This window comes from Streptomyces sp. MK37H, assembly GCF_018035285.1.
GTDB classification, from domain to species: Bacteria; Actinomycetota; Actinomycetes; order Streptomycetales; family Streptomycetaceae; genus Streptomyces; species Streptomyces endocoffeicus.
Map to the genome: position 1 here is coordinate 1 of NZ_JAAAYH010000115.1, position 22742 is coordinate 22742.

At 71.1% G+C, this 22742-nt stretch carries 20 protein-coding genes and 1 pseudogene; 14 read left to right on the top strand and 7 right to left on the bottom strand.

Features of this window, described 5'->3' with window-relative positions; genetic code table 11:
- Positions 1 to 1824 (bottom strand): AAA family ATPase (locus tag GWI24_RS18190; protein WP_210946999.1); only part of this gene is annotated, 1824 nt, incomplete at its 3' end.
- 399 nt (positions 1825 to 2223) lie between these two features.
- Positions 2224 to 2853 (bottom strand): uridine kinase, encoded by a 630-nt coding sequence (locus GWI24_RS18195; RefSeq protein WP_210947000.1) that lies wholly within the window; start codon positions 2851 to 2853, stop codon positions 2224 to 2226.
- Between the two features lie 172 nt (positions 2854 to 3025).
- On the opposite strand from GWI24_RS18195, the gene GWI24_RS18200 reads away from it, so the two are divergent.
- Entirely contained in the window at positions 3026 to 4441 is a 1416-nt protein-coding gene (locus GWI24_RS18200) for a peptidase C39 family protein (RefSeq protein ID WP_210947001.1), read from the top strand.
- A 189-nt stretch (positions 4442 to 4630) separates the two neighbouring features.
- Here the strand turns inward: GWI24_RS18200 and GWI24_RS18205 are convergent, their stop codons facing one another.
- On the bottom strand, positions 4631 to 5263 hold the full coding sequence (locus tag GWI24_RS18205; RefSeq protein WP_210947002.1) for an endonuclease: 633 nt from the start codon (positions 5261 to 5263) through the stop codon (positions 4631 to 4633).
- Between the two features lie 88 nt (positions 5264 to 5351).
- Complete coding sequence (locus GWI24_RS46245; protein ID WP_210947003.1) at positions 5352 to 7157, bottom strand: CdaR family transcriptional regulator; 1806 nt, start codon at positions 7155 to 7157, stop codon at positions 5352 to 5354.
- A 711-nt stretch (positions 7158 to 7868) separates the two neighbouring features.
- Here GWI24_RS46245 and GWI24_RS18215 point away from each other — a divergent pair.
- Entirely contained in the window at positions 7869 to 10145 is a 2277-nt protein-coding gene (locus GWI24_RS18215; protein ID WP_247616544.1) for a bifunctional diguanylate cyclase/phosphodiesterase, read from the top strand.
- 71 nt (positions 10146 to 10216) lie between these two features.
- On the opposite strand, the gene GWI24_RS18220 is transcribed toward GWI24_RS18215, so the two are convergent.
- Positions 10217 to 10573 carry a DUF779 domain-containing protein gene (locus GWI24_RS18220; RefSeq protein WP_210947004.1) on the bottom strand — a complete coding sequence of 119 codons (357 nt, stop codon included), beginning with the start codon at positions 10571 to 10573 and terminating at the stop codon, positions 10217 to 10219.
- A gap of 270 nt (positions 10574 to 10843) precedes the next feature.
- Between GWI24_RS18220 and GWI24_RS18225 the strand changes: the two genes are divergently transcribed.
- The 10 genes from GWI24_RS18225 (at position 10844) to GWI24_RS46565 (ending at position 20636) form a co-directional block, all read left to right on the top strand.
- Positions 10844 to 11770: an endo-beta-N-acetylglucosaminidase H gene (locus GWI24_RS18225; protein WP_210947005.1), complete on the top strand. Its 927-nt coding sequence runs from the start codon at positions 10844 to 10846 to the stop codon at positions 11768 to 11770.
- A gap of 214 nt (positions 11771 to 11984) precedes the next feature.
- Positions 11985 to 12941 carry a LysR family transcriptional regulator gene (locus tag GWI24_RS18230; RefSeq protein ID WP_210947006.1) on the top strand — a complete coding sequence of 319 codons (957 nt, stop codon included), beginning with the start codon at positions 11985 to 11987 and terminating at the stop codon, positions 12939 to 12941.
- A 295-nt stretch (positions 12942 to 13236) separates the two neighbouring features.
- Entirely contained in the window at positions 13237 to 13431 is a 195-nt protein-coding gene (locus GWI24_RS18235) for a hypothetical protein (protein WP_210947007.1), read from the top strand.
- Positions 13428 to 14846: an MFS transporter gene (locus GWI24_RS18240; RefSeq protein WP_210947008.1), complete on the top strand. Its 1419-nt coding sequence runs from the start codon at positions 13428 to 13430 to the stop codon at positions 14844 to 14846. Before GWI24_RS18235 ends, GWI24_RS18240 begins: the two co-directional genes overlap by 4 nt.
- Positions 14847 to 14905: 59 nt before the next feature.
- On the top strand, positions 14906 to 16603 hold the full coding sequence (locus GWI24_RS18245) for a dihydroxy-acid dehydratase (RefSeq protein WP_210947009.1): 1698 nt from the start codon (positions 14906 to 14908) through the stop codon (positions 16601 to 16603).
- Between the two features lie 29 nt (positions 16604 to 16632).
- The gene (locus tag GWI24_RS18250) at positions 16633 to 17922 is read left to right on the top strand and encodes an FAD-dependent oxidoreductase (RefSeq protein WP_210947010.1); all 1290 of its coding nucleotides are present in this window, start codon (positions 16633 to 16635) and stop codon (positions 17920 to 17922) included.
- 26 nt (positions 17923 to 17948) lie between these two features.
- Positions 17949 to 19250 carry an aconitase X catalytic domain-containing protein gene (locus GWI24_RS18255; RefSeq protein WP_210947011.1) on the top strand — a complete coding sequence of 434 codons (1302 nt, stop codon included), beginning with the start codon at positions 17949 to 17951 and terminating at the stop codon, positions 19248 to 19250.
- Positions 19247 to 19702, top strand: coding sequence for an aconitase X swivel domain-containing protein (locus GWI24_RS18260; protein WP_210947012.1), 456 nt, complete (start codon positions 19247 to 19249; stop codon positions 19700 to 19702). The genes GWI24_RS18255 and GWI24_RS18260 overlap by 4 nt, the downstream gene beginning before the upstream one ends.
- A gap of 26 nt (positions 19703 to 19728) precedes the next feature.
- Positions 19729 to 19938, top strand: coding sequence for a hypothetical protein (locus GWI24_RS18265; RefSeq protein WP_210947013.1), 210 nt, complete (start codon positions 19729 to 19731; stop codon positions 19936 to 19938).
- A gap of 56 nt (positions 19939 to 19994) precedes the next feature.
- Positions 19995 to 20636, top strand: coding sequence for a helix-turn-helix domain-containing protein (locus GWI24_RS46565; RefSeq protein ID WP_210947014.1), 642 nt, complete (start codon positions 19995 to 19997; stop codon positions 20634 to 20636).
- Here the strand turns inward: GWI24_RS46565 and GWI24_RS18275 are convergent.
- On the bottom strand, positions 20590 to 21324 hold the full coding sequence (locus GWI24_RS18275) for an SDR family NAD(P)-dependent oxidoreductase (RefSeq protein ID WP_210947015.1): 735 nt from the start codon (positions 21322 to 21324) through the stop codon (positions 20590 to 20592). The genes GWI24_RS46565 and GWI24_RS18275 overlap by 47 nt on opposite strands.
- Before the next feature lie 88 nt (positions 21325 to 21412).
- Between GWI24_RS18275 and GWI24_RS18280 the strand changes: the two genes are divergently transcribed.
- Together GWI24_RS18280 and GWI24_RS18285 are read left to right on the top strand one after the other, a co-directional pair.
- A complete protein-coding gene (locus GWI24_RS18280; RefSeq protein WP_210947016.1) occupies positions 21413 to 22009 on the top strand; it encodes a TetR/AcrR family transcriptional regulator in 597 nt (198 codons plus the stop codon).
- Between the two features lie 115 nt (positions 22010 to 22124).
- Positions 22125 to 22479, top strand: a pseudogene (locus GWI24_RS18285) (transposase family protein); the annotation flags it as partial.
- Here the strand turns inward: GWI24_RS18285 and GWI24_RS18290 are convergent.
- On the bottom strand, positions 22422 to 22742 hold a 321-nt coding region (locus tag GWI24_RS18290), incomplete at its 5' end, for a carboxylesterase family protein (protein ID WP_210947017.1). The pseudogene GWI24_RS18285 and the gene GWI24_RS18290 sit on opposite strands and share 58 nt — an antisense overlap.

The following is a 22742-nucleotide window of genomic DNA, read 5'->3' on the forward strand; positions in this document are numbered from 1 at the left end:
CGCCTGCATCAGATCCGGCAGCCGCAGCGTGGCGAGGTCATCGCGGGTCGGAGTGCCGCTCCAGCCGGACAGCCGCAGATCCCGGTAGGCGCAGCTCTTCTCGTACAGCGTGCGCAGGAACCGGCCGTTCCCCAGCTCGTCGATCCAGCCCTGGTCCACCACATGGCCGCTGATGCTGCGCAGCTCCTCCACGGCCTCCTCGTCCCACATGTCCCCGTTCTCCGCCGCCAGCACCTCACCGATCCGAGTGAGCTCCAGCGGGCGGTAGCTGGGGAAGTCGACGCGGGTGGTGAAGCGCGAGCCGAGGCCGGGGTTGGCGGCCAGCAGGCGGTCCATGCCCTCGGGGTAGCCGGCGAGGATCACCACGAGCCGGTCGCGGTTGTCCTCGGCCCGCTTGAGCAGCACCTGAAGCGCCTCGTCGCCGTACGCGTCGCCCTTGCTGTAGCCCGAGTTGGACAGGCTGTACGCCTCGTCGACGAAGAGCACCCCGCCGAGTGCCGAGTCGATCAGCTCATTGGCCTTCACCGCCGTCTGGCCCAGATACTCGCCGACCAGATCGGCGCGCCCGGCCTCCACCAGATGGTCGCCGCCGAGCAGCCCGAGGGCGTAGAAGACCCGGCCGAGGATGCGGGCCACGGTGGTCTTGCCGGTGCCGGAGGGCCCGGAGAAGACGAAGTGCCGCTTGGGCGGCTGGACCGGCAGGCCCTGCCCGGCGCGCAGCCGCGCCATATGGAGCTGCGCCGACAGCGCCCGGACCTGCCGCTTGACCGGCTCCAGGCCGACCATGCGCTCCAGCTCCTGCAGCGCGCTCTCCAGCAGCACCGGATCGGAGGGGCCGGGCTGGGAGGGCAGTCCGGCCCGGTCGCGGGTGCCGCCCGCGCCCATCACGGCGGGGCCCATGAGCGGCGGGCCCTCGGGGCCCTCGGCCGCGGCGCGCGGATCGCGGCCGTCGGCCAGCGTGTCGGCGGGGTCGGTGGCGGTGGCGTCCCGGCCGTCCGTGGCGTCCTGGCCACCGGCCCCGGCCAGGGAGACGGCGGCCAGGTCCGCGGGCTCGTCCAGCCCGTCGGACTCGGCTATCGCCGCCAGCCGCGCCGAGGTGTCCATGAAGGTGGAGTCGATGCGGTGCACCGCGCGGTAGAGGGGGAGCGCGGCGGCGCTGCGCCCGGTGCCCTCATGGGCGCGGGCGAGCCAGTAGCGCAGCTCCTTGCGCTGGGGCTGTTCGCTGCGACAGCGCATTAAGGCGGCGGCGAGCAGCGGTTCGGCCTGGCTGTACATCTCCAGCCGGACCCGCGCCATCCCGGCGAACAGGCCCGCCTCGATGCCCAGGAACGGATCGTCCAGCAGCGGCTCGGTGTGGCGCACCAGCTGCTCCCAGTCCTTGACCAGATAGGCGCGGCAGGCGTGCAGGAAGCGGGCCTGCGGATCGGCCTCCACCGGGGGGCAGCCGGCCAGCGCCCGGTCCAGCTCGGGCACATGGCGACCGTCGAGCCAGTGGGAGGCGTGGGCGAGCAGCAGGTCCCGGCTGGTCTCCAGCACGGGCTGCACCCACCAGCCCAGCCAGTACCAGGAGTTGAGGGTGCGGCGGTGCCGGGCGCGCTGCTCGCCGAAGCGGTCGCGGTGCCGGTACATCCGCAGCAGCGCCGCCGCCGTGTCGGCCCGCAGCGCGTGCAGTCCGAGCCAGGCGTCGGCCATTCCCGGATCGAGCCGGGTGGCGGCCCGGAACTCCTCCTCGGCCTGTGCGTACGCGCCCATCGTGTAGGCATCGACGGCTCGCAGCCAGGCGAGGTCGGCCGGGGCGTGCGAACCCTGCGTGCCGAAATCCATCACGTCCCCCACAACCCCTGCCCCCGTGGATGCCGCAGGGGCGACTGCCCCTTTCGCATCGTACCTGCGCAACTCGCATGGGCCGAGGGTGCCGCACTGTTGTTCGTCGCAATCCCACAAGGCCGGACGGGTGTGCGCGGGGGCGTGTAAGGGGCGCGCAAGGCCTGGGGCGGGTCGTCACCCAGAGTGAGGAAGTGGCCGCGCAAAGCAGCGGAAAACCGGCGCCAGACAGGACGAAGCCCCCGATCACGGGGGAACAACCGGGGGCTTCGCGTTGTGGGACGACTCGCACGAGTCGCACATTGAGAACGTAAGACCTGTATGGGCCCCAGGTCAAGCCGAGTTGGAGGACGCGTCATGCCTCGGGCGGCGGCGTCAGATCCGGTCGGGGGCATCGGCTCACGCTGTGTGAGGCCAGGGGGTGTTTCCGTCGGTCGCCGCGGGTCCCGGTAGCACCTCATACCCCTCCTTCCGCTGCTGTACCAAGGCTCCTGCGTACGGACGGGACGGGTCGGCGGCGAAATGCGCACGCTCGGCGGGCAGCCACCCGTCCCAGAATGCGGACAGCTCCGGGCCGTCCCGCAGCTGACCGCGCCGCCAGGAGTCCCGCTCGGGCAGATCCATCCACAACAGCTGCGCCAGCCGCGGGCGCATCGCGCGGCGGCCGCTGCCCACGCCCTCCAGCAGCACGACCGGCGCGGGGTCGAGCCGCCGCCGGGCGGTGGTGAAGCGGCGCTCCACCCAGTCGTACGGGGCGTAGCGCGCGGCCGCGCCCCGGGCGAGCGGGGCGAGGACGTGAGTGTGCAGCCGCCCGGCCCAGCCGAAGAGCTCCTCATGGGTGGCGAAGTCGTCCGTGTGCAGCACGGGGGCGCCGCCGAGCGCCTCGGCCAGATGCCCGGCGAAGGTGGTCTTCCCGGAGCCCGCGTGGCCGTCCACCGCGACCAGCCGGACCGGCCCGCAGGACGGCGGCAGCGCGCGCAGGCGCCGCGCCAGCGCGTCCAGGCTGCCAACCGGTCGGTAAGTTCGCATCGGGGACCACCATACGGCCCTTCGGGCTCGTTCACTCCATTGGTTCACACCAATATTGATGGAGCGGGCGCTGGGGGAATCACTGGCCTGAGACCACTCGCAGCGGCCATAGTTGTGCGACTGTCGCGCACCCGCCGCCCACTGGACCGGACGACGACTGGGGGAACCCCGCATGACCAGATCTGGATCCACGCCCCGCCGCTCCGTGCTCGCCGCCGCACTCGGCGTCGCGGGCGCCGCCGCCATCACCACGACAGCCGTCGCGGCCGCCGGAACGGCCCGTCCTTCGGCGACAGGGGCCTCCGGGACCTCCGAAGCCGCGGCCCCGGCCGGCTCGAAGGCCAAGCGGATCGCGGAGTACCACGGCTGGACCAGCCACGCCGACTGGCTGGCCGGTGCCGCCAAGGGCGTCCGCGCCGAGTCCGGCGCCCGCCCCGGCATCGTCATCTCCCGCCCGCTGGGCAGCGTGGACTACACCGATCCGCACACCGGCACCAAGGCGGCCTGGGAGTACGCCACCTGGACCTCCCCGGTGCGCACCCTCTCCGTGCCCGCGACCGAGGCCATCGTCTCCTGGAACGCCCGCACCCCGGCCGGCACCTGGATCCAGATCGAGCTCAAGGGCACCTACACCGACGGCTCCGCGACCCCCTGGTACGTGATGGGCCGCTGGGCCTCCGACGACGGCGCCTCCTCCATCCGGCGCACCTCGGTGGACGACCAGAGCGACGACAAGAGCTCGGTGTGGACCGACACCTTCTCCATCGACGACCCGGCGAGCGGGCTGCGGCTGGCGAAGTACCAGGTGCGGCTCACCCTCCACCGCAAGCCCGGCACCACCCTCACCCCCACGGTGTGGCGGGTCGGCGCGATGGGCTCGGACGTCCCCGACCGGTTCGAGGTGCCCGCCTCCACGCCGAGCCTGCCCAAGGGGCGTGAACTCGTCGTACCGCGCTACTCGCAGGAGATCCACAAGGGCCAGTACCCGGAGTACGACAACGGCGGCGAGGCGTGGTGCAGCCCCACCTCGTCCCAGATGATCATCGAGTACTGGGGCCGCAAGCCCTCCGCGGAGGACCTGGCCTGGGTCAACCCGGACTACGCCGATCCGCAGGTCTGCCACGCCGCCCGGTCCACCTTCGACTACCAGTACGAGGGCTGCGGTAACTGGCCGTTCAACGCCGCCTACGCCGCCACCTACCGCGATCTGCAGGGCGTGGTCACCCGGCTCGGCTCGCTCACCGACGCCGAGAAGCTGATCGAGGTCGGCATTCCGCTGATCACCTCGCAGTCCTTCCTCAAGACGGAGCTGGACGGCGCGGGGTACGGCACCTCGGGCCACCTGATGACCGTCATCGGCTTCACGGCGGACGGCGACGTCATCGCCAACGACCCGGCCTCGGCCGACAACGATGCGGTCCGCCATGTCTACAAGCGGCGGCAGTGGGAAAATATCTGGCTGCGGACGAAGCGGTACAACGCCGACGGCAAGGTGGTCTCGGGCACCGGCGGCGTCTGCTACCTCTACTTCCCGGCCGAGCCCACCGCCGCCCAGCGGCGGGTGCTGAAGGAGCTCGGCATCCGCTGAGGGCGCTCAGTCCGCGTAAGAGGGCTCAGGACCCGGTGACGGGGCTCAGGAGGCGTTGAGCGGCACGGTGGGGTGGAGGCGAGAGGCGCGAATGGCCGGGTAGAGCCCCGCGAGGGAGGGCCGTGAGACCTTGACCGTGCCTGACCGCGCTACGCCGCCTCACCTGACCGCGTCGCCGCCTGACCGCGTTCACGCGGCCGCGCGCACCTCGCGCGCGGCGTCCGCGTGGAGCGCGACCCGGACCAGGGCGGCGGCCAGCCGGGGAAGGTCCTTCTCGGCCACCAGCCCCTCCAGCGACCGAGCGCTCCTCGGCAGCCCGACCCGCTCGGCGCCGTCCAGCGCCTTGCTGTCGAAGTACGGGGCGAACTCGGGCCAGACGCCCTGCACCTCGCGCAGGAAGATGTTCACCCCGGCAGGCCCGATGCCCTTGACCCCCTGCAGCAGCTTCTTCACGTCCCCGGCCTCGCGCAGCCGCCGCAGATCGCCCCCGTACTCCCGGTTCACCAGCTCGGCCGCCTCGCCCAGCTGGCTGGAGGTCCGCTCGTCGTAACGCCGGTAGCCGCCCTTGCCCAGCGCGTCCACCCGCTGCTGCCAGGTGGCCTCCGCCATCCGTCGCGGGTCGCGCATCCCGGCGTCGAAGAGGGCGCGGGCGGCGGCGACGGCGATGTCGGAACTGATCCGCGCGGACAGCAGATGCGCGAGCACCAGCAGCTGGTAGAGCGGGCCGGGGGTGTTGCGGAGCTTGATCCCGGCCTCGGCGGCGAAGGTCGTGCCCTGCTGGTCGAGCAGGGCACTCGCCACACTCTTGTTCTTGTCGCTCATTGCCCATCCCGCCTCGTGGTGTGGTGCCATTGCGTCGGTCACGGGTGCCCGGTGGCGCCCCGCTCACGGGTGCCCGGCGGCGCCCGGCTCACTCGGGGCCGCTCCGCATGATCTTCCAAATGCGGGTGGCCACCTGGAGGTTGAGTCTGCTGTCCACATCCGCCAGATCGCATCCGCCGATCTCGCGGATGCGCTGCAGCCGGTAGCGCAGCGTCGAGCGGTGGATCACCAGCGCCGCGGCCGTCTCGCTGTAGTTGCCGCCGCGGTCGAAGTACTCGCAGAGGGTCTCCACCAGGTCCGTGTGGTGCCGGGTGTCGTAGTCCAGCAGCGGGCCCAGCCACTCCCGCACGAACCGCTCGACCTCCCGGTGGTCGTTCCCGGTGGGCAGGATCCGGTACAGCCCCAGGTCGTCGTAGCAGGTCATGCCGTACGGGCTGTGCGAAAGGCGGCGCACCTCCAGCGCCCGCAGCGCCTCCTGGTACGAGCGGGGCACCTCGTGCGGGGTGTCGCAGGACGCGCCCACCCCGATCGCCCCGCTGCCGGTGCCGAGCTCACGGCTCAGCGCCGAATGCAGCGACCGCTCGCCCGGTGCGCCCTGGGCCACCAGGACCGCCGTGTCCGCGCACAGGGCGGGCAGGCTCCGCAGGCCGAGAGCGGTGGCCGCCCGGCTCACGGCCTTGAGGAAGACCTCGTCGGCCGGGCGATCCGTCCAGCGCACCACGATCACATGGTGCGGACCGTGCAGATCGTGGCCGACCGCCTCCGCGCGGGCGTACGCACTGGTGTCGTCCGCCGTACGGGTATCGCCCGCCGCACCGCCGCCGCCCGCCGCACTGGTGTCGTCCGCGCCCGAGAGCAGATCGTCCACCAGCTCCCGCCGCAGCCGCAGCTCGACCTCGGCCAGCTCACGCAAGTGGGCCAGCTCCAGGCCCAGCGAGGTCGCGGCGTGGTCCAGCGCGCGAACGGCCCGCTCATCGGCCCTGCCCTCCGGGTCCACCAGGGACAGCGCGCCCAGCACCTCACCGCGCGGATCGGCCACCGCGACCAGCCGGTCCCGCACCCGAACCGGACGCGGCCGGCGGGCGGCCTCCCGCAGCAGCTCCTCGCGCCGCTCCGGGTCGGGTTTGGGATAGGGGTCCGGGCGGCCCGGCCCCGCCCAGGCCCTGAGGTTGCCGAACCGGTCCTCGGCGGTGGCCGCCAGCCCGGTGATCCGGTGCAGCGTCCGGACGATCCCGTCCTCGCCGTCGCCGCGCGCGGCCGCGCGGGCGAGGGCGTCATGCACCTCCCGCAGATGGCAGAGGTCGGTCAACGAGGAGTCCAGCCGCCGCCGTATCGCCTCCCGCTCGTCCCACGCCCGGCGCAGCTCGAGGGACTGGTCGCGGGCGCGGCGGTGCGCGGCGGCGGTGGCCAGCGCCGCCGCCGTCTGCCGTACGAGCAGGGTGAGCAGCAGCCGTTCGTCCTCGCCAGGCCGGTCGCGGTAGCTCACCACCAGGGCGCCGTACATCCCGTCCGGCGCATGCGGTCCGCGTAGGTCATCCCGATTGTGCGGCCCGTGCGGCTCATGCGGCCCGCGTAGGCCGTCCCGCTCGCGCAGCCCGAAGGCCCAGCCCCAGGCCCGCCGGGGGAACCGCACCGGCCCGTCCCGTCCGGCCAGCTCCCTCACCTGCGTGTCCAGGGCCTCGGTGGCCCGCTGACCGTCGTACGGACAGCGGACCAGGCCCTCGCCGAGCCGTAGGTAGCCCGCCTCGGCGCGGCCGGTGCCGAGCGCGCTGACCTGGGCCATCGCCCGGCGCAGTATCCCCGCCTCGTCCTCGCCGGCGACCCCGTCGAAGCCGGTGAACAGGGTCAGACAGCGGCGCAGCAGCAGTTCCTGGGCGACACCTGGTGGGGCCATGGGGTCACTCCGTGCGTCCTTATGTGTCCCGTGCGTCGTGGTGCCTCCTTGAGGAGACGTACCTCCGTGTACCTCCGTGTGCCTCCTTGTGGAGATCCAGCGGCCGAGTACCCCCATTCATGGCAATTCACCGCATGAGGGCGAAAAGGCCGCACGGATTTCGATCCGCGGGGCGCGGGGGCGGGTGTACGGGCCGGGGTGCCGCTGCCTCGGCCACGGAGACCCCGGTGTGACGTTCAAGCGCGGCGGACGTGATGGATTTCCCAATTCGACTGCTCACCTGCGGGGTTGGTGCCCCGTCAGAACGGGGCTCATGACAGGGTTTCGCCGAGGCGCTTTCAAAGGCCCGCCCTGTGGAGGGCCGAGGTCAGCGCGTGGTTCGGGCCGCTGGCAGGTGCCTCTGACAGGTGCTCGACACTCCCCGGCGCCGCCCGTCCCCATGATCAGATCCGGATTGAAGTTTTCCGTTTTTCCTTTCCTCATCGAACGGTTGATCAGTAATCTCGCCTCAGCAGCGGGTTGCCGTGCCGCTCTTCGTCGTGCTCCACTTCCCCGAGGACGCGGACGACCCGAGGGCGGCCCCGGAAGCCGGAAGAGGGCGAAGGAAGTGCAGGACGTGGACTGGCGGCCGGAGGGCATCGACGCCACAGGCGAGGACGCGGCGGGCTACAGGGACGCAGCCCATGGCGACTGCCCCGGGGAGCGCACGATATGACTTCCGAATCGGGCGGGCCGAGATGTGACCGCGGCGCCGGGGACGCCGCCGGAACCCCCGCCCCCAGGGAGAACGATCCACTGAGGCGATTCGCGGGCATCTGGTGCCGGGCGGTCCACCCGCTGGCCGCCACGACGATGACCACCGACGAGTTCGAGGGCTATCTGCTGCCGCTGGCCCACCGGTTGAGCGCCGCCCTGCGCTCCTCCCCCTTCGACACCGAGGCCGCGTACGAGGTCGGGGCCGCGCTGGTGGACGCCCAGTGCACCGAGCCCGACGCGCTGCCCGCCATCCTGGGCGTCATCGACGCGCATCTGGTGTCCTGCTCGTCGCCCGGAGCGCCCTTCTCCCAGCCAGCCGGTGAATCGTTCCCCGGGCCATCCGGTGAATCGTTCCCAGACCCGTCCGACGAGCCCTCCCACGAGCCCCTGGCCGACGAGGAGGCGCGCGCCCGCTGTGTGCGGCTGCAGCACGCCCTCGCCGCCGGGTTCGTCCGTGAGCTGCGCGAGCGCGAGCGCGATGAGCAGGAGGCCATCTCGCGGGCCGCGATGGCCGCCCGGACCGAGGCCGAGAAGGCGCTGCACGCGAGCGAGGCCAAGTTCCAGGCCGTTTTCGAGGGCGCGGTCATCGGCGTGGGCATCGCCGGACTCGACGGCGAGGTGCTCGTCGTCAACGACGCCATGGCCCGGATGTTCGGCGGGATGGACTTCTTCCGCCCCGGCCGCAACGTCACCGAGTTCGTCCACCCCGACGACGTACCCGGCGCCCATGAGCTCTACCGCGAGCTGGTCAACGGGGAGCGCGACCACTTCCGCATCGAGAAGCCGCACTACCGCGACGACGGCAGCGAGCTGTGGACCAATCTGACGGTCGCCCTGCTGCGCGACTCCAGCGGCGCCCCGCAGTACCAGCTCGCCCTCGCCGAGGACATCACCGAGCACCGGCTGCTGCGGGAGCGGCTGCGCTACGAGGCCACCCACGACGAGCTGACCGGACTGCCCAACCGCACCCTGTTCCTGGAACGGCTGGACCAGGTGCTGGCCGCCGACGCCGACGCCGAGCGGTTCGGAGTGTGCTACCTGGACCTGGACGGTTTCAAGGCCGTCAACGACAGCCTCGGTCATGCCGTCGGCGACCGGATGCTCGAGGCTGTGGCCGAACGCCTCCAGCGCTGTGTGAAGGCTCCCACCGAGCTGCTCGCCCGGGTCGGCGGCGATGAGTTCCTCGCCCTGGTCACCGGCCCCGCGGCGCAGGCCGACGGCGCCGGGCTGGCCCGCCGGATGCTCGCCGCGCTCGCCGAACCCGTCCGGATCGAGGGCCGTGAGCTGCGGGTACGGGCCAGCATCGGCGTGGTCGACGGCCGGGCCGGAGAGATCGGCCGGGCCGAGGTGTTGCGCAGCGCCGACATCACCATGTACCGGGCGAAGGCCGCGGGCGGCAATCGCTACGAGATCGCCGACGCCGACTCCAACGCCCGGGTGATCGCCCGTCACAGCCTCACCAACGGGCTGCCCTCCGCCCTGGAGAAGGGCGAGTTCTTCATCGAGTACCAGCCGCTGGTACGGCTCACCGACGGCACCGTGCGCGGCGCCGAGGCGCTCGTACGCTGGCTGCACCCGCTGCACGGAGTGCTCGGCCCCGACCAGTTCATCCCGCTCGCCGAGGACACCGGGCTGATCGTCCCGCTCGGCCGCTGGGTCCTGGAGCAGGCCGCCCGGCAGGCGCGCGAGTGGCGCGACGCCGCCGAGGACGACGCGTCGCTGCGCGTCAACGTCAACCTCTCGCCGTGCCAGCTGAGCCATCCCACGCTGGTCTCCGACACGGTGGCGGTCCTGGAGAACGCCGGGCTGTGCCCCAGCGCGCTGTGCCTGGAGGTCACCGAGAACGACCTCATCGGCGCCGACGAGACCGCCCTGCGGCCGCTGCGGCAACTCGCCGACCTCGGTGTGGACATCGCCCTGGACGACTTCGGCACCGGCTACTCCAACCTGTCGTATCTGCGCCGGCTCCCGGTCTCCCAGCTCAAGCTGGACCGTTCCTTCACCCGGGGCATGCAGCGGGCCCCGGCCGATCCGGTCGACGTCAAGATCGTCGAGGGGATCGTCTCGCTCGCCCACACGCTGGACCTCGCGGTGACGGTCGAGGGCGTGGAGACGGCCGTACAGGCCGAGCATCTGCGGGGGCTGGGCTGTGACACCGCGCAGGGCTGGTACTACGCACGGCCGGGCCCGCCGGAGCGGCTGCACACTCTGGCACTGGCCGACGCGAGCTGAGGGCGCGGCCGGCTGAGAGCGCGGGAGGCGGTGTTCTCCTCGCGCCCATCCGGCAGCGCGGCGCGCCGCGCTCAGCTCGCCGTGTCGTCCAGGAGCCGTGAGCGGATCAGGAAGCGCACGCCCTCCGGCGCCTCCAGGGAGAAGCCGCTGCCGCGGCCCGGCACCACGTCCACCGTGAGATGCGTATGGGCCCACAGCTCGAACTGCGAGGCCGACATCCAGAAGCCCACCGGCTCCTCGACCCCCTCCACCTCCAGCTCCCCGAGCAGCACATCCGATCCACCCGTACGGAACTCGCCGAGCGGATAGCACATCGGCGCGCTGCCGTCGCAGCAGCCGCCCGACTGGTGGAACATCAGCGGCCCGTGATCCGCCCGCAGCTTGCGGATCAGCTCGGCCGCGGCCGGTGTCAGCGCGATACGGTCCATGGGCGATCCCTCTCCGTCATGCTGGTCATGCTCACCGAGCGGTCAGGGGGTCGGCCCAGCGAACCCCCCGCCACGTTGCGAGAACGTTGCCCTCACCACGTTGCCATCACGGCGCTCCCCTCACCATGTCACCGGCAGCGTGCGTGGGAGTCGTGAAGAGTTCGCGCGCGATTCTCGGGATCCGGTTACAGGAGCGGAAGACTTGGAGGGCTCACTCGGCGCTTTCGAACAGGTCGGGCGCCGACCCATGCGAGGGGAGACCGGTCAACGATGTTCACTCTGGTACGGAGCAGATTACGGACGGCCGCGTTCGCGCTCTCGGTGGTCGCGGCCCTCGCCTTCACCGGGACCGCCGCGACCGCCACGACCGGCGCGGCAGCGGCCCCCGCTCCCGCGAAACAGGGGCCGACCTCGGTGGCGTACGTCGAGGTGAACAACAACAGCATGCGAAACGTCGGCAAGTACACCCTCGCCAACGGCGGTGGCAACGTCTTCGACGTCGCCGTGGTCTTCGCGGCGAACATCAACTACGACACGGGTACGAAGGCGGCGTATCTGCACTTCAACGAGAACGTGCAGCGCGTCCTCGACAACGCCGCCACGGAGATACGGCCGTTGCAGCAGAAGGGCATCAAGGTCGTCCTCTCGGTGCTCGGCAACCATCAGGGTGCGGGCTTCGCCAACTTCCCTTCCCAGCAAGAGGCTTCGGCGTTCGCGAAAAAACTGTCGGACACCGTGGCTGAGTACGGCCTCGACGGCATCGACTTCGACGACGAGTACGCGGATTACGGCAACAACGGCACAGGCCAGCCCAACGACAGCTCGTTCGTGCACCTGGTGACGGCGCTGCGCGCGAATATGCCGAACAAGATCATCAGCCTCTACAACATCGGCCCGGCCGCGTCGCGCCTCTCCTACGGCGGTGTCGACGTCTCGTCCAAGTTCGACTACGCCTGGAACCCGTACTACGGCACCTGGCAGGTTCCCCGCGTGGCACTGCCCAAGTCGAAGCTGTCGCCGGCGGCTGTCGAGATCGGCCGGACCTCGCAGAGCACGGCCGCCAGCCTCGCCCGCCGCACCGTCAGCGAGGGGTACGGTGTCTATCTGACGTACAACCTCGACGGCGCCGATCGCAGCGCCGATGTCTCCGCGTTCACCAGGGAACTGTACGGCAGTGACGCCGTCTACACGCCGTAAGCGGACGCGATCCGGCCTTCGGGCCTGACCCGCACGGACCCGAGCGACATGTACGTGGCCATGACGTGCGACCGTGCCCGCGACATCGCTGTCGAAAGCGCGGCCTGCACGTCAAGCCGCCCAGAGTGTCTTACCGGGACCTTGGCTGACCGCGGAGGCGGCCCCGAAAAGGAGGATGGAAAAGCCAGGGTGCGTGCGGCAGAATCCGGAGCACATGAGCCTACGGCAGTCCCGTCCCACACACCTCGCGAACCTCGACCTCAACCTCCTGGTGACGCTCCGAGCACTGCTGCGCGAGCGGAACGTCACCCGGGCCGCCCGGAACCTTGGTGTCACCCAGCCCGCCGTCAGCGCCGCGCTGTCCCGGCTGCGCCGGCATTTCGGGGACGAGCTGCTCGCCCGGGTACACGGTGCCTACGTCCTGACTCCGCTCGCCGCGCAGCTGGCCGGACAGGTCGAGACGGTGTGCGCGGCCGCCGAAAGGCTCTTCGCGACCGGCAGGGCGTTCGACCCCGCGACCACCGAGCGGGAGTTCAAGCTGCTGATGGCCGACTACCAGGCGACGGTCCTGGGCCCCGCGCTGTCACGGCTGTTCGACCGCGAGGCGCCGCATGCGGCGCTCCACCTCCAGCTCATCAGGGAGACCCTGGGCAGTGGCGCGGGCGATGCGATCCGGCTCGTCGACGCCATGGTCTCCCCGCCGCTGGGCCACTTCCGCACCCCGGGGGTCGAGTCGGCTCCGCTCTTCCATGACCGGTGGGTCTGCGTCGCGTCCGCCGGCAATCCGCTGTGCGAGGCCGAGTCGTTCGGCATCGAGGACCTGGCACGGCTGCCGTGGGTGGTGCCCTACCACCGGGACGAGGGCTACCCGTCGGCCGCTCCGGCGACCCGGCAGCTGACCGCCCTGGGCATCCGGCCACGGATCGCCGTACGCGTGGAGAGCTACCGGGCCGTACCCGACTTCATCACCGGAACGCGGCGGGTGGCGCTCGTTCCGGAGCGGCTTGCCGCGCCGCTCGCGTCCGCGCACGAGCTGCGCACGCTCACCTGCCCGGTACCGCTCGAACCGCTGGAAGAGCATCTCTGGTGGGACGCGAGCCACGACGAGGACCCGGCACACAGCTGGCTGCGCGACCTGGTGACCCGGGCGGCAGCCTGCCTCGGAGCATAAACGCCGTTGATGCCGCCCAGTCGAACGCTCTATTGACCTGGGCATTCCCTCCGGTGAAGCGGGCTGCCTACGGTGCGGGGCACGCAATGAGAGCCGCGTTCGCGGCACAGCCCCCTTCCACAGGAGCCCTCATGTCCCATGCCCTGACCGAGCCGCGGGTCCACACCGTCACCAAGCCCGACCGTGCTCGGCGGGCAGATGGTGAGCTCGCTGATCGGGCGGTTCTTTCGGATGGGCGGGCTTCTTCCAGGCGACCCGGCTCGCCAACACCGCGCCCCTCGGCGTGATCTTCGTGGTGACGACCGGCAGTGTCGCGCTCGGCGCGGTCGTCACCCGCATCCCCACCCTGGCCGGTCCGGACCGGGACCCGCCGACCGTCATCCGCACCGGGGACCGGGTCTGCGTCGATGCCGACCACGGCACCGTGACTGCCCGCACCGACCCCGCACACCGCCACCCACTCCCCTCAACGACGAGGAGACGTCCATGAGCGCCACACACCCCCTCGTGGGACTGGCCCCGATCATCGAGCGCCAGCGTGCGAGCCGCTACTGGCTGCTGATGTACGCCGTCTGCTGTCTGATCACCTTCCTCGACGGCTTCGACTTCCAGATCCTGTCGTTCGCCGCCACCTACATCCGAAAGGACTTCGGGCTTACCGGGACCCAGCTCGGCACCCTGGGCACGGTCGGCCTCTTCGGCACCATGATCGGTGCGCTGATCATGGGCTATCTGGCGGACCGGATCGGACGCCGTCCCACCATCGTCGCGTCGGTCGCCGGTTTCGGCGTCTTCATGCTCGGTTTCGCCTATGCGGACACCTACGCACACCTGTTCGCTTTGCGGTTCGTGTCCGGGCTCTTCCTCGGCGGGGTGCTCCCGCTGACCTGGGCCCTGGCGGCCGAGTACGCTCCGAAGCGGTTCCGGGTGACCGCCGTGGCCATCATCATGGTCGGCTACACGCTCGGCGGCGCCGCCGGTGGTCCCATCTCCAACTGGCTGATCCCCGAGTACGGCTGGCGATCGGTGTTCGTCGTCGGCGGCGTCTGTTCCCTGCTCACCGTTCTCGCGGTGCTGCCGCTGGTGCCCGAGTCGGTGAAGTTCCTGGTGCTGAAGGCCCGCCCCGGCAGTGATGAGCGCATTTCCCGCATCCTGCGCCGCTTCCAGCCGGACCTGTCCATCGAGCCCGGGACCCGCTTCACCACCGAGGCCCAGGAGCAGGCGCACTCGGGGCAGCGGTTCACGCCCGTCCAGCTCTTCCGCGGCCACCTCGCCGCCCTCACGCCCCTGCTGTGGCTGGTCTACCTCCTCTCCTCGGCGCTGATCTACTTCCTGGTCTTCTGGACCCCGATGATCAACGAGCAGATGGGCTTCAGCGTGAGCGCGGCCGCCACCATCGCCGCCCTGGCGAGCGTCGCGGGCGCCGTCGCGCAGCTGTTCATCAGCCGGTTCGTCGACCGCAAGGGGGCGGGCATCATCCTGTGGATGCCGCTCGCGGCCGTCGTCTGCATGCTGACACTGGGCACCGGAGTTCTCGGCCCGGCCGTCTACGTCGGTTTCGTCATCGGCGCCAAGATGTTCGTCAACGGCGGTCATGGCGGTATCACCAGCATCGCGGGCACCTTCTACCCGACGGCGATCCGCGCCAACGGCGCTGCCTGGGCGTCCTCGGTCGCCAAGATCGGCGCCATGGTCGGTCCCTGGCTCGGCGGTGTCATCCTCGACGCCGGTCTCGGGGCACCCGGCGCGTTCACCGTGTTCGCGGCCTGCCCGGCCGTGATGGTGCTGGTGCTGTTCGTGCTCGGCCGGGTCCAGCGCCGGCTGCCGGCCGAGGCGGAGGGGGCGCTGTCCGTGGAGGCACCCACGACCGGCGTGGCGCCGGTGAGGACGGTGGCTCCCTCCTGACAGACACCTCCGTCACTCTGCGCCATCCGCGAAACGCCGAACGAGGAAAGAGTCAAGGGATGATGTTCACCGAGCCGCGTAGCAATCATCCGATCGGGTCGTCTCGCTGGGCGACGACGCGCACCCAGTGGAAGGCGCTGGGCTACGACGACGAGGAGATCCGCCGACCCAAGATCGCCATCGTCAACTCCTCTTCCGGGCTCGCGCCGTGCTTCGCCCATCTCGACAAGGTGGCGGAGGCCGTCCGCCGGTCGGTGTACGACGCCGGCGGGCTGGGCTTCGAGATCCGCACCGTCGCGCCGACCGACTTCGTCATGGCCGCCGGCCGGGGTGGCGGGTATGTGCTCTCGGGCCGCGACCTGGTGTCCTACGACATCGAGGCGGTTGTCGAGGGCGCGAAGCTCGACGGGATGATCTGCCTCGCGTCGTGCGACAAGACGACGCCCGGCCAGCTGATGGCGGCCGCGCGGACCGACGTCCCCACCGTGATCGTCGCCTGCGGCTACCAGAGCTGCGGTGTCCTCGACAACGGCCGCCGCGTCGACATCGAGGAGGTCTTCGCCGATGCCGGCAAGCTCGCCGCGGGCGCCATCAGCTTCGACGACCTCTGCCAGATGTCCGACCGCGCCATCACCGGCCCCGGCGTCTGCCAGGGGATGGGCACCGCCAACACCATGCACATCGTCGCCGAAGCGCTCGGGATGGCGCTGCCCGGCTCGGCTCCGACCCAGGCCAACAGCGAGACGATGTGGGCGGCCGCGCGCGCCGCGGGCCCGGTCGTCATGGCGGCCGTCGAGGCGGACCGGCGCCCCAGCAGGGTGATGAGCCCCGCCGCGTTCCGCAACGCTGTGACGGCGGTCATCGCGGTCAGCGGTTCGATCAACGCGGTCAAGCATCTGGAGGCGATCGCCGCGGAGTCGCCGTACGACATCGATGTCCACCGGCTCTTCGAGGAGATCGGGCGCGAGGTCGGGCCGATCGCGGCGGTCCAGCCCAACGGGCCCACGACGATCGACCAGTTCGACGCCGCGGGTGGCGCTCGCGGCGTGCTCCGGCAGCTCGGCGACAGGATCGACGGCTCGGCCATGACGGTCTCGGGCACGTCGATGGCCGAGGCCGTCGCCGGCGCCCCCGTCGACGCGGAGGTGATCCGCGCCGAGCCGATGCGCCCCGAGTCCACCATCGTTGTGATGCGCGGCAACCTGTGCCCCGACACCGGAATCGTGAAGCTGTCGGTGACGGAGAACCGGGCCCGCATCTTCCGCGGTGCGGCGCGCGTCTTCGAGTCCGCGCCGGAGGCCACCGAGGCGATCGAGCGCGGCGAGGTGCTGCCGGGCGAGGTCCTCGTGCTGCGGGGCCTTGGCGTCACCGGCACCCCGGGGATGGGCATGGCCTCCAGCGTGGTCTTCGCGCTGGGTGGTGCCGGCCTGAGCGAGCGGGTGGCGTTCGTGACCGACGGGCAGCTCTCGGGGCTCGTCAACAAGGGCATCGTGGTCGGCGAGATCTCGCCCGAGGGAGGCGTGCCCGGCCCGCTGGGGGTCGTCCGCACCGGTGACCAGATCGCGATCGACGTCCCGAACCGGACCGTCGACCTTCTGGTCGACGACGAAGAGCTGAACCGCCGGATCGAGGCGTACGCCGACGCGCGTGCGCCGCAGACCTGGCCGGCGCGGCCCGGCACCTGGCTCGGCGTGTACGCCGGCGCCGTGGAGTCGCTCGACCGAGGCGCGACGCTGCGCCGGGCCGCCGCCAACTGACCGACCATCTCCTGGGAGAAAACGACACCATGCCCCACCCCCTGTCCGATCTCGTCGTCCACACGGTCACCAAGCCGGCCGACGATCCAGCCGAACGGCTCGACGCCGACATCCTCGTCGTGGGCGCCGGCATCGCCGGGCTCTCGGCAGCCATCCAGGCGCGTCGCCTCGGCCGCGATGTCGTCCTCGTCGACGCGCTCCCGGTCCTCGGCGGCCAGTGCGTCAATTCGATGATCGGGCTTTTCTGCGGGATCTACGGCAACGCGCCCGACTACCGCCAGCTCACCCACGGGATCTTCGGCGAACTCTTCGAGGCGCTGGAGAAGACCGACGACCTCCACTACAACCGCACCCACACCCAGACGGTGACCTACGACGAGGTCGCCCTCGGCCGCTGGTTCGAGAACATCGTCGAGGAACTCGGCATTCGGGTGGTCCTCGGAGCCTCCGTCAGCGGCGTCGGGATCGAGGGCGGGGTCATCGAGCGGGTCGACTTCGCCACTCGCTTCGGCCCGGTGAGCGTCACCGCCCACGGTGTCGTCGACGCGACCGGCGACGCGGCGCTCGCCTGGGAGGCGGGGTTGCCCTGTCAGGTCCCCGACCGTACCGTCTGGGGCTCCCAGCAGATCCGGCTGGAGGGACTCGACGAGTCCGGCAAGCCGGAGCCCGCCGAGCTGGTGGCCCGGGTCGACGAGAAGGCCGCCGAGTACGGCCTGGTCCGCCGCGACGGGCTCGCGTTCTTCTTCCCGGGCCGCAACACGGCGGTGATGAACATGACCCACGTCGAGGCTCCCTTGGGCGCGGTCGAGGCCGCCGACGCGCAGCTGCGGGGTCGCGCCCAGGCGGACCGGGTCGTGGAGTTCCTCCGGCGGGAGTTCCCGGGGGCGTTCAAGAACGCTCGGGTCCGGGCCTACGGATTCCCGGGGCGTCGGCAGACCCGCTGGCTCGCCGCCGCCCACCAGCTGACCCTCGACGAGGTGCGGGGAGAGACGAGGTTCGACGACGCCGTCGCCCGGACGGCCTGGCCGGTCGAGCTGCACGACCGGGTCGAGGGCTACGTATGGGAGACCTTCGGCCCCGACCACGTCCACTACGTCCCGCTGCGCAGCATGCTCTCGCCGCAGGCGCGCAACCTCGTGGCCGCGGGCCGCTGTGTCGACGGGGATGCCGCGGCTCTCTCCAGCGTCCGGGTGATGGGCCCGTGCTCGGCGATGGGCCTCGCCGCCGCACACGCCCTCGATCTGACCCTGGGCGAGGACGTCCACCAGGTCGACCTGACGGCGCTGCGCGACCGCGTCCGCGAGAACGTCGAGGACTGAGAACGTCGAGGACTGAGGAGGAGCCGATGGTCGCATTGACAGACGAAGAGAAGGCCATGCGCGACGGCCGTGACGGTGACGCCGTCGCGGCGGCGATGGACCTGCTCATCAGGTACGCCGACGCACTGGGCGCCGAGCGGTTGTGCGAGACCCGCAACGTGGCGGGGACCAACACCCAGCCCTCGCCCGCCAAGACGAAGCTGTTCGAGGAGGGCGGCTGGTCGAAGGCGTTCGCGGTGATCAGCCTCGACTGCGACGACGACATCGAAGTGCCGCGGATGAAGGTGCCGACCTGCCAGCTCCAGCACGGCTTCGGCGACGACGCGCTGGGGATCATGCCGTACTCCGAGCGCAACATCGAGCTGCAGGCCGACGCCGAGTCGTTCTACAGCTCCAAGGGCGTCAACGTCCTGGCCACGTGCACTCCGTACCAGGTCGGCAATCTGCCGACCTACGGCGAGCACATCGCCTGGATGGAGTCCTCGGCGGTGGTCTACGCCAACTCGGTCCTCGGCGCGCGCACCAACTGCGAAGGGGGCGCCTCGACCGGGTCGGCGAGCATCACCGGCCGCATCCCCTGCTGGGGCAATCACTCGGTGGAGAACCGTTATGGCACCCATCTGATCGAGTCCGGGCTGCGGATGACCGGCTTCCAGGACTGGGGCATGTTCGGCTACTTCGTCGGCGACGTGGTCCAGGAGGCGCGGCCGGTCATGGTCGGCGACCTCGGTCAACCCGACCTGGCGGACCTGAAGCACTTCGGGGCGGCCGCCGCCTCCTCGGGCGGCGTCGAGATGTACCACATCCCGGGACGCACCCCGGATGCGCCGACCCTGGAGGCCGCCTTCGGCGGCGCCGCCCCGCCCGAGCCGCTGCGGTACGGCGAGGCGGAGCGGCGCGCGATCTACGACTCGCTCAACTCCATCGGGAACAGCGAGGATGTCGACTTCGTGCTGATCGGCTGCCCGCACGCCTCGCTCGAGCAGATCGGCCGGGTCGCGCGGGCGCTCGAGGGACGCACGCTGTCGGCCGGGACCGAACTGTGGGTCATGACGCCGCGTGCGCTGCGTGCCGTCGCGGACCGCAACGGGTGGACAGCCACCATCGAGCGCGCCGGGGGACGGGTCCTGACCGACTCCTGCCCGGCCATGTCGCGGGTCGCGCCGGCGGGCACCAAGGTGTTCGCCACGGACTCGGCCAAGCAGGCGCACTACCTACCGGCGATCCTCGGCATCGAGGCCTGGTTCGGCACCACCGAGGAGTGCGTCGAGGCCGCCGTGACCGGTCGCTGGCGCGGCTCGCTGACCCCCGCGGCGGTGGTCCGATGACCAGCGCCGCGGGGACCCGGCGGCTCCTGCTCCGTGGCCGCGGCATTGTCCCGGGGCGCGTCGAGGGCCAGGCCCTGGTCTCCCACGAGACCATCTCCGGCTGGGGCGGGATCGATCCGGCCACCGGCACCATCATCGAGCGCAGGCACGAGCTCTACGGTGTCTGCTTCACCGGCAAGGTGCTGGTCTTCCCGGGGGCCAAGGGTTCCTCGGGCTGGTCCGGCTTCTTCCAGTCGACCCGTCTCATGGGCACCGCGCCGCTGGCGATGGTCTTCACCAACCTGACCACGAAGGCCGCCCTGGGCGCGATCGTGACCCGCGTCCCCACGGTGACCGAGTTCGACGACGACCCGGTCGCCAGGATCGCGACCGGCGACCGGGTCGAGGTCGACGCCGACAACGGACTGGTGGTCGTGCACGACCCGCGGTCGCAGCCATGTCATCCGCGGTGACGAGCCCGCGCTCCACCGCAGGCTCGGTGGCTGTCGTCGGCTTCACCGGTGATGCGGCGCTCGCCGCGGGCGATCGGTTCGACGTCGTCGGCCCGGGTCGTCCCGACGGCCTGGGCGGGGCCGTCACGGCCGCCTTGAAGGAGGTCCGCTCCGGCCGGTGCGCGATCGTAGGGGCGTTGCTCCCGGCGATCTCCCGCGAAGAGCCCGAGCGTCTCGGAGTCGGCGGTGCCGGGTAAGAACGGGGCGTCGGGCGGGCAGCGACGGCCGTTCCCTCAGCGTCCGCACGCTCGACGTGCTCGGGGCTTTCGGCGCCGCCCGGCCGCGGCTCACCCTCTCGGAACTCTCCCGGGCGAGCGGCCTCTCGCTCACGACCACCCACCGAATTGTCACCGACCTCGTCGAGTGGGGCGCGCTGGAAGAGGCCGATGGCGGCTACCAGGCCGGACTCCGGCTCTGGGAGGCGGCGTGCGCGGCGCCCCGCGGGCTTGCTCTGCGGGAGACCGCGCTGCCGGCGATGGCGGACCTCTACGAGGCGACCCACGAGAACGTACAGCTGGCCGTGCGCGAAGGGCTCGACGTCGTCTACGTGGAGCGCATCACCGGCCATGGCGACCGCGTCGTCGTCTGCCCGCAGGACGAGACCGGACTTCTCGACCTGGACCGGATCGTCACCGGCCATCCGGCCGGCGCGCTGCTCTACTCCTGCGGCCCGGCGCCGCTCCTCGACGCCCTGGAGACCGCGTGCGCGACTCTGCCGGCCTGCACGCTGCGGACCGGCAACCCTCCCACCTGGTCAACACGGGACGTAGGCGAGGCAGTCAGGCCCCATGGGGAGGGCCGTCCGGTGTACCAGGGTGCCCGGTATGCCCACCGCATGAGGGGCTCGGTCAGACCTGCGCCTGGCCTCCGTCGACGAACCACTCGACGCCGTTGACGAAGCTGGAAGCGTCCGAGGCCAGGAACGTCGCCACGGCGGCGATCTCATCCGGGCGGCCGATCCTGCCGAGCGGCACCTCCGAGGCGAACTGGTGGAGGTCCGGGCCTACGGCGCCGATCAGGCCCGGGGTCTCGGTCGGGCCGGGGCTCAACACGTTCACCCGGAACTTCCGTTCCTGCGCGCTGAGCGCCCAGCTGCGCACCAGGTTGCGCACCGCCGCCTTCGATGCGCCATAGATTTCCAGGCTCGGCCCGGGGCGGAGGTTGGTGGTCGATCCTGTCACTACGATCGAGGCGCCGTCCGACAACAGGGGAAGCGCCTTCTGCACGGTGAAGACCGTGCCCTTCACGTTCGTACCGAAGGTGGCGTCGATGGCTTCCTCTGTGATCTCACCGAGACGCTGAGGGACGGCGCCGCCGGCGTTGGCGACGAGCACGTCGATGCGGCCCGCCTCCTCGCGCACGACCGAGTAGAGGTCGTCGAGGTCCGCCTGCACCGAAACGTCGGCCCTCACGCCCGTTGCCGCCGGCCCGATCTCGGCGACGGCCGCGTCGAGCGGCTCCTGACGGCGGCCGGCCAGGAACACCCGTGCCCCCTCCGCGGCGAACCGCCTGGCGATGGCGAGCCCGATGCCGCTGTTGGCTCCGGTGACCACCGCCACCTTGCCTGCGAGTACTTCCGTCATAACGTGCCCACTCCTCAGTTCTTGACTGGTTCGTCCATAACGCTAGACCGTTATGGACGAACCAGTCAAGAATGGGTAGGCTGCTCTCATGGCACGACCCAGGAAGTTCGACGAGCAGCAGGTACTGGACACTGCCCGGGAGCGGTTCTGGTCGGGTGGGTACGCCGCCACGCGCATGGAAGACATCGCCGAGGCAACGGGGCTCGGCAAAGGCAGCCTGTACGGCGCGTTCGGCGGAAAGCAGGAACTGTTCCACCGCGTGTTCGACGATTACTGCGGCTCCGTCGTCGATGCTGTGAGCCGGCAGCTGCGCGGCAACGACGCGGACGCCTACGCGCGGCTGTCCGCCCACGTGTACGCGGTGGCGGCGGCGACTGCCGCAGACACCGCCCACCGCGGATGTCTGTTGGCCAAGGGCGCCGCCGAGCTGGCCGAACACGACGAGACGGTGGCCAAGCGGGCGCGCGCGGCCATCGAGGCGCTGCAGGCGCTACTGGAGGGCGACATCGCAGCCTGTCAGCGCAATGGCGATATCGCAGCGGACGCGGATCCGGGAAAGCTGGCTGCGCTGGTGCTCGCCGTACTGCGCGGCATTGAAGCGCTGGGCAAGGCCGGAGCGAGCGAGGAGACGCTGACCGATATAGCCCGGACAGCCCTTGCTGTACTGCCCCGCCCCGCTCACTGAGCTTCTTCAGTCCGGCCACCGATCGGGGGGGGCGAGGGTGCGTGGCAGACGAGGCCCCCGGGTTGTTGGTGGAGATGTCTGACGTCTCAACCAAGCAGCCCAGGGGCCTCGTTGATCAATGGTGGCGCTCGTGTACTTGCGTGAGCACGTCACGTCGGCGCAGATCGCCGCAGGATTCGGCGAGTCCACTTCTCACGCCTACACCGCAGCGGTCACCGACCTGCTCGCCGAGCGCGCACCGGGCCTGCTCAAGGCCCCGCGCGAAGCCGATCCGGACTTCGTCCTGCTGGACGGCACCCTCGCCGAGTGCGACCGCGTCGGTGACGGGCGGGCGGACTACTCGGCCAAGCACCGCCGGCACGGCGTGAACGTGCAGGTCGTCACCGACCCCAGCGGGCCGACTGCTGTGGCTCTATGTGGGAACGCCTGCCTGTGCGGCGAGGCGATCCGGGTTGGTGGTGAGCCAGTCGTAGCTGATGCTGTTCCAGAACGAACACCGGTGTCGATCCGCGTACACCTCGGACTTCAGGGCCTGGCTGTCATCACCGGGCAGCAGAGACATGTACTTGCCGCTGCGGTATGACGGCCAGGCTGCCAGTCCTCCGGTCGTGGGGTTCGCGTGCTTCACGAACGCGCCCCAGTAGCGCACCATCGCCATGGACAGCCGCTGTTGCTCCGGAGTCAGCGACTTCGAGGTCTCCATGGGCCACAGGTAGCCGAGCTCGCTGGCATG

Bases quoted from the DNA above. Each gene is read 5' to 3' on its own strand.
- GWI24_RS18220 (WP_210947004.1), bottom strand. From the start codon at position 10,573: ATGGACCGTATCGCGCTGACACCGGCCGCGGCCGAGCTGATCCGCAAG.
- GWI24_RS18245 (WP_210947009.1), top strand. From the start codon at position 14,906: ATGATGTTCACCGAGCCGCGTAGCAATCATCCGATCGGGTCGTCTCGC.
- GWI24_RS18215 (WP_247616544.1), top strand. From the start codon at position 7,869: ATGACTTCCGAATCGGGCGGGCCGAGATGTGACCGCGGCGCCGGGGAC.
- GWI24_RS18240 (WP_210947008.1), top strand. From the start codon at position 13,428: ATGAGCGCCACACACCCCCTCGTGGGACTGGCCCCGATCATCGAGCGC.
- GWI24_RS18195 (WP_210947000.1), bottom strand. From the start codon at position 2,853: ATGCGAACTTACCGACCGGTTGGCAGCCTGGACGCGCTGGCGCGGCGC.
- GWI24_RS18275 (WP_210947015.1), bottom strand. From the start codon at position 21,324: ATGACGGAAGTACTCGCAGGCAAGGTGGCGGTGGTCACCGGAGCCAAC.
- GWI24_RS18205 (WP_210947002.1), bottom strand. From the start codon at position 5,263: ATGAGCGACAAGAACAAGAGTGTGGCGAGTGCCCTGCTCGACCAGCAG.
- GWI24_RS46245 (WP_210947003.1), bottom strand. From the start codon at position 7,157: ATGGCCCCACCAGGTGTCGCCCAGGAACTGCTGCTGCGCCGCTGTCTG.
- GWI24_RS18255 (WP_210947011.1), top strand. From the start codon at position 17,949: ATGGTCGCATTGACAGACGAAGAGAAGGCCATGCGCGACGGCCGTGAC.
- GWI24_RS18250 (WP_210947010.1), top strand. From the start codon at position 16,633: ATGCCCCACCCCCTGTCCGATCTCGTCGTCCACACGGTCACCAAGCCG.
- GWI24_RS18225 (WP_210947005.1), top strand. From the start codon at position 10,844: ATGTTCACTCTGGTACGGAGCAGATTACGGACGGCCGCGTTCGCGCTC.
- GWI24_RS18230 (WP_210947006.1), top strand. From the start codon at position 11,985: ATGAGCCTACGGCAGTCCCGTCCCACACACCTCGCGAACCTCGACCTC.
- GWI24_RS18200 (WP_210947001.1), top strand. From the start codon at position 3,026: ATGACCAGATCTGGATCCACGCCCCGCCGCTCCGTGCTCGCCGCCGCA.
- GWI24_RS18260 (WP_210947012.1), top strand. From the start codon at position 19,247: ATGACCAGCGCCGCGGGGACCCGGCGGCTCCTGCTCCGTGGCCGCGGC.
- GWI24_RS18280 (WP_210947016.1), top strand. From the start codon at position 21,413: ATGGCACGACCCAGGAAGTTCGACGAGCAGCAGGTACTGGACACTGCC.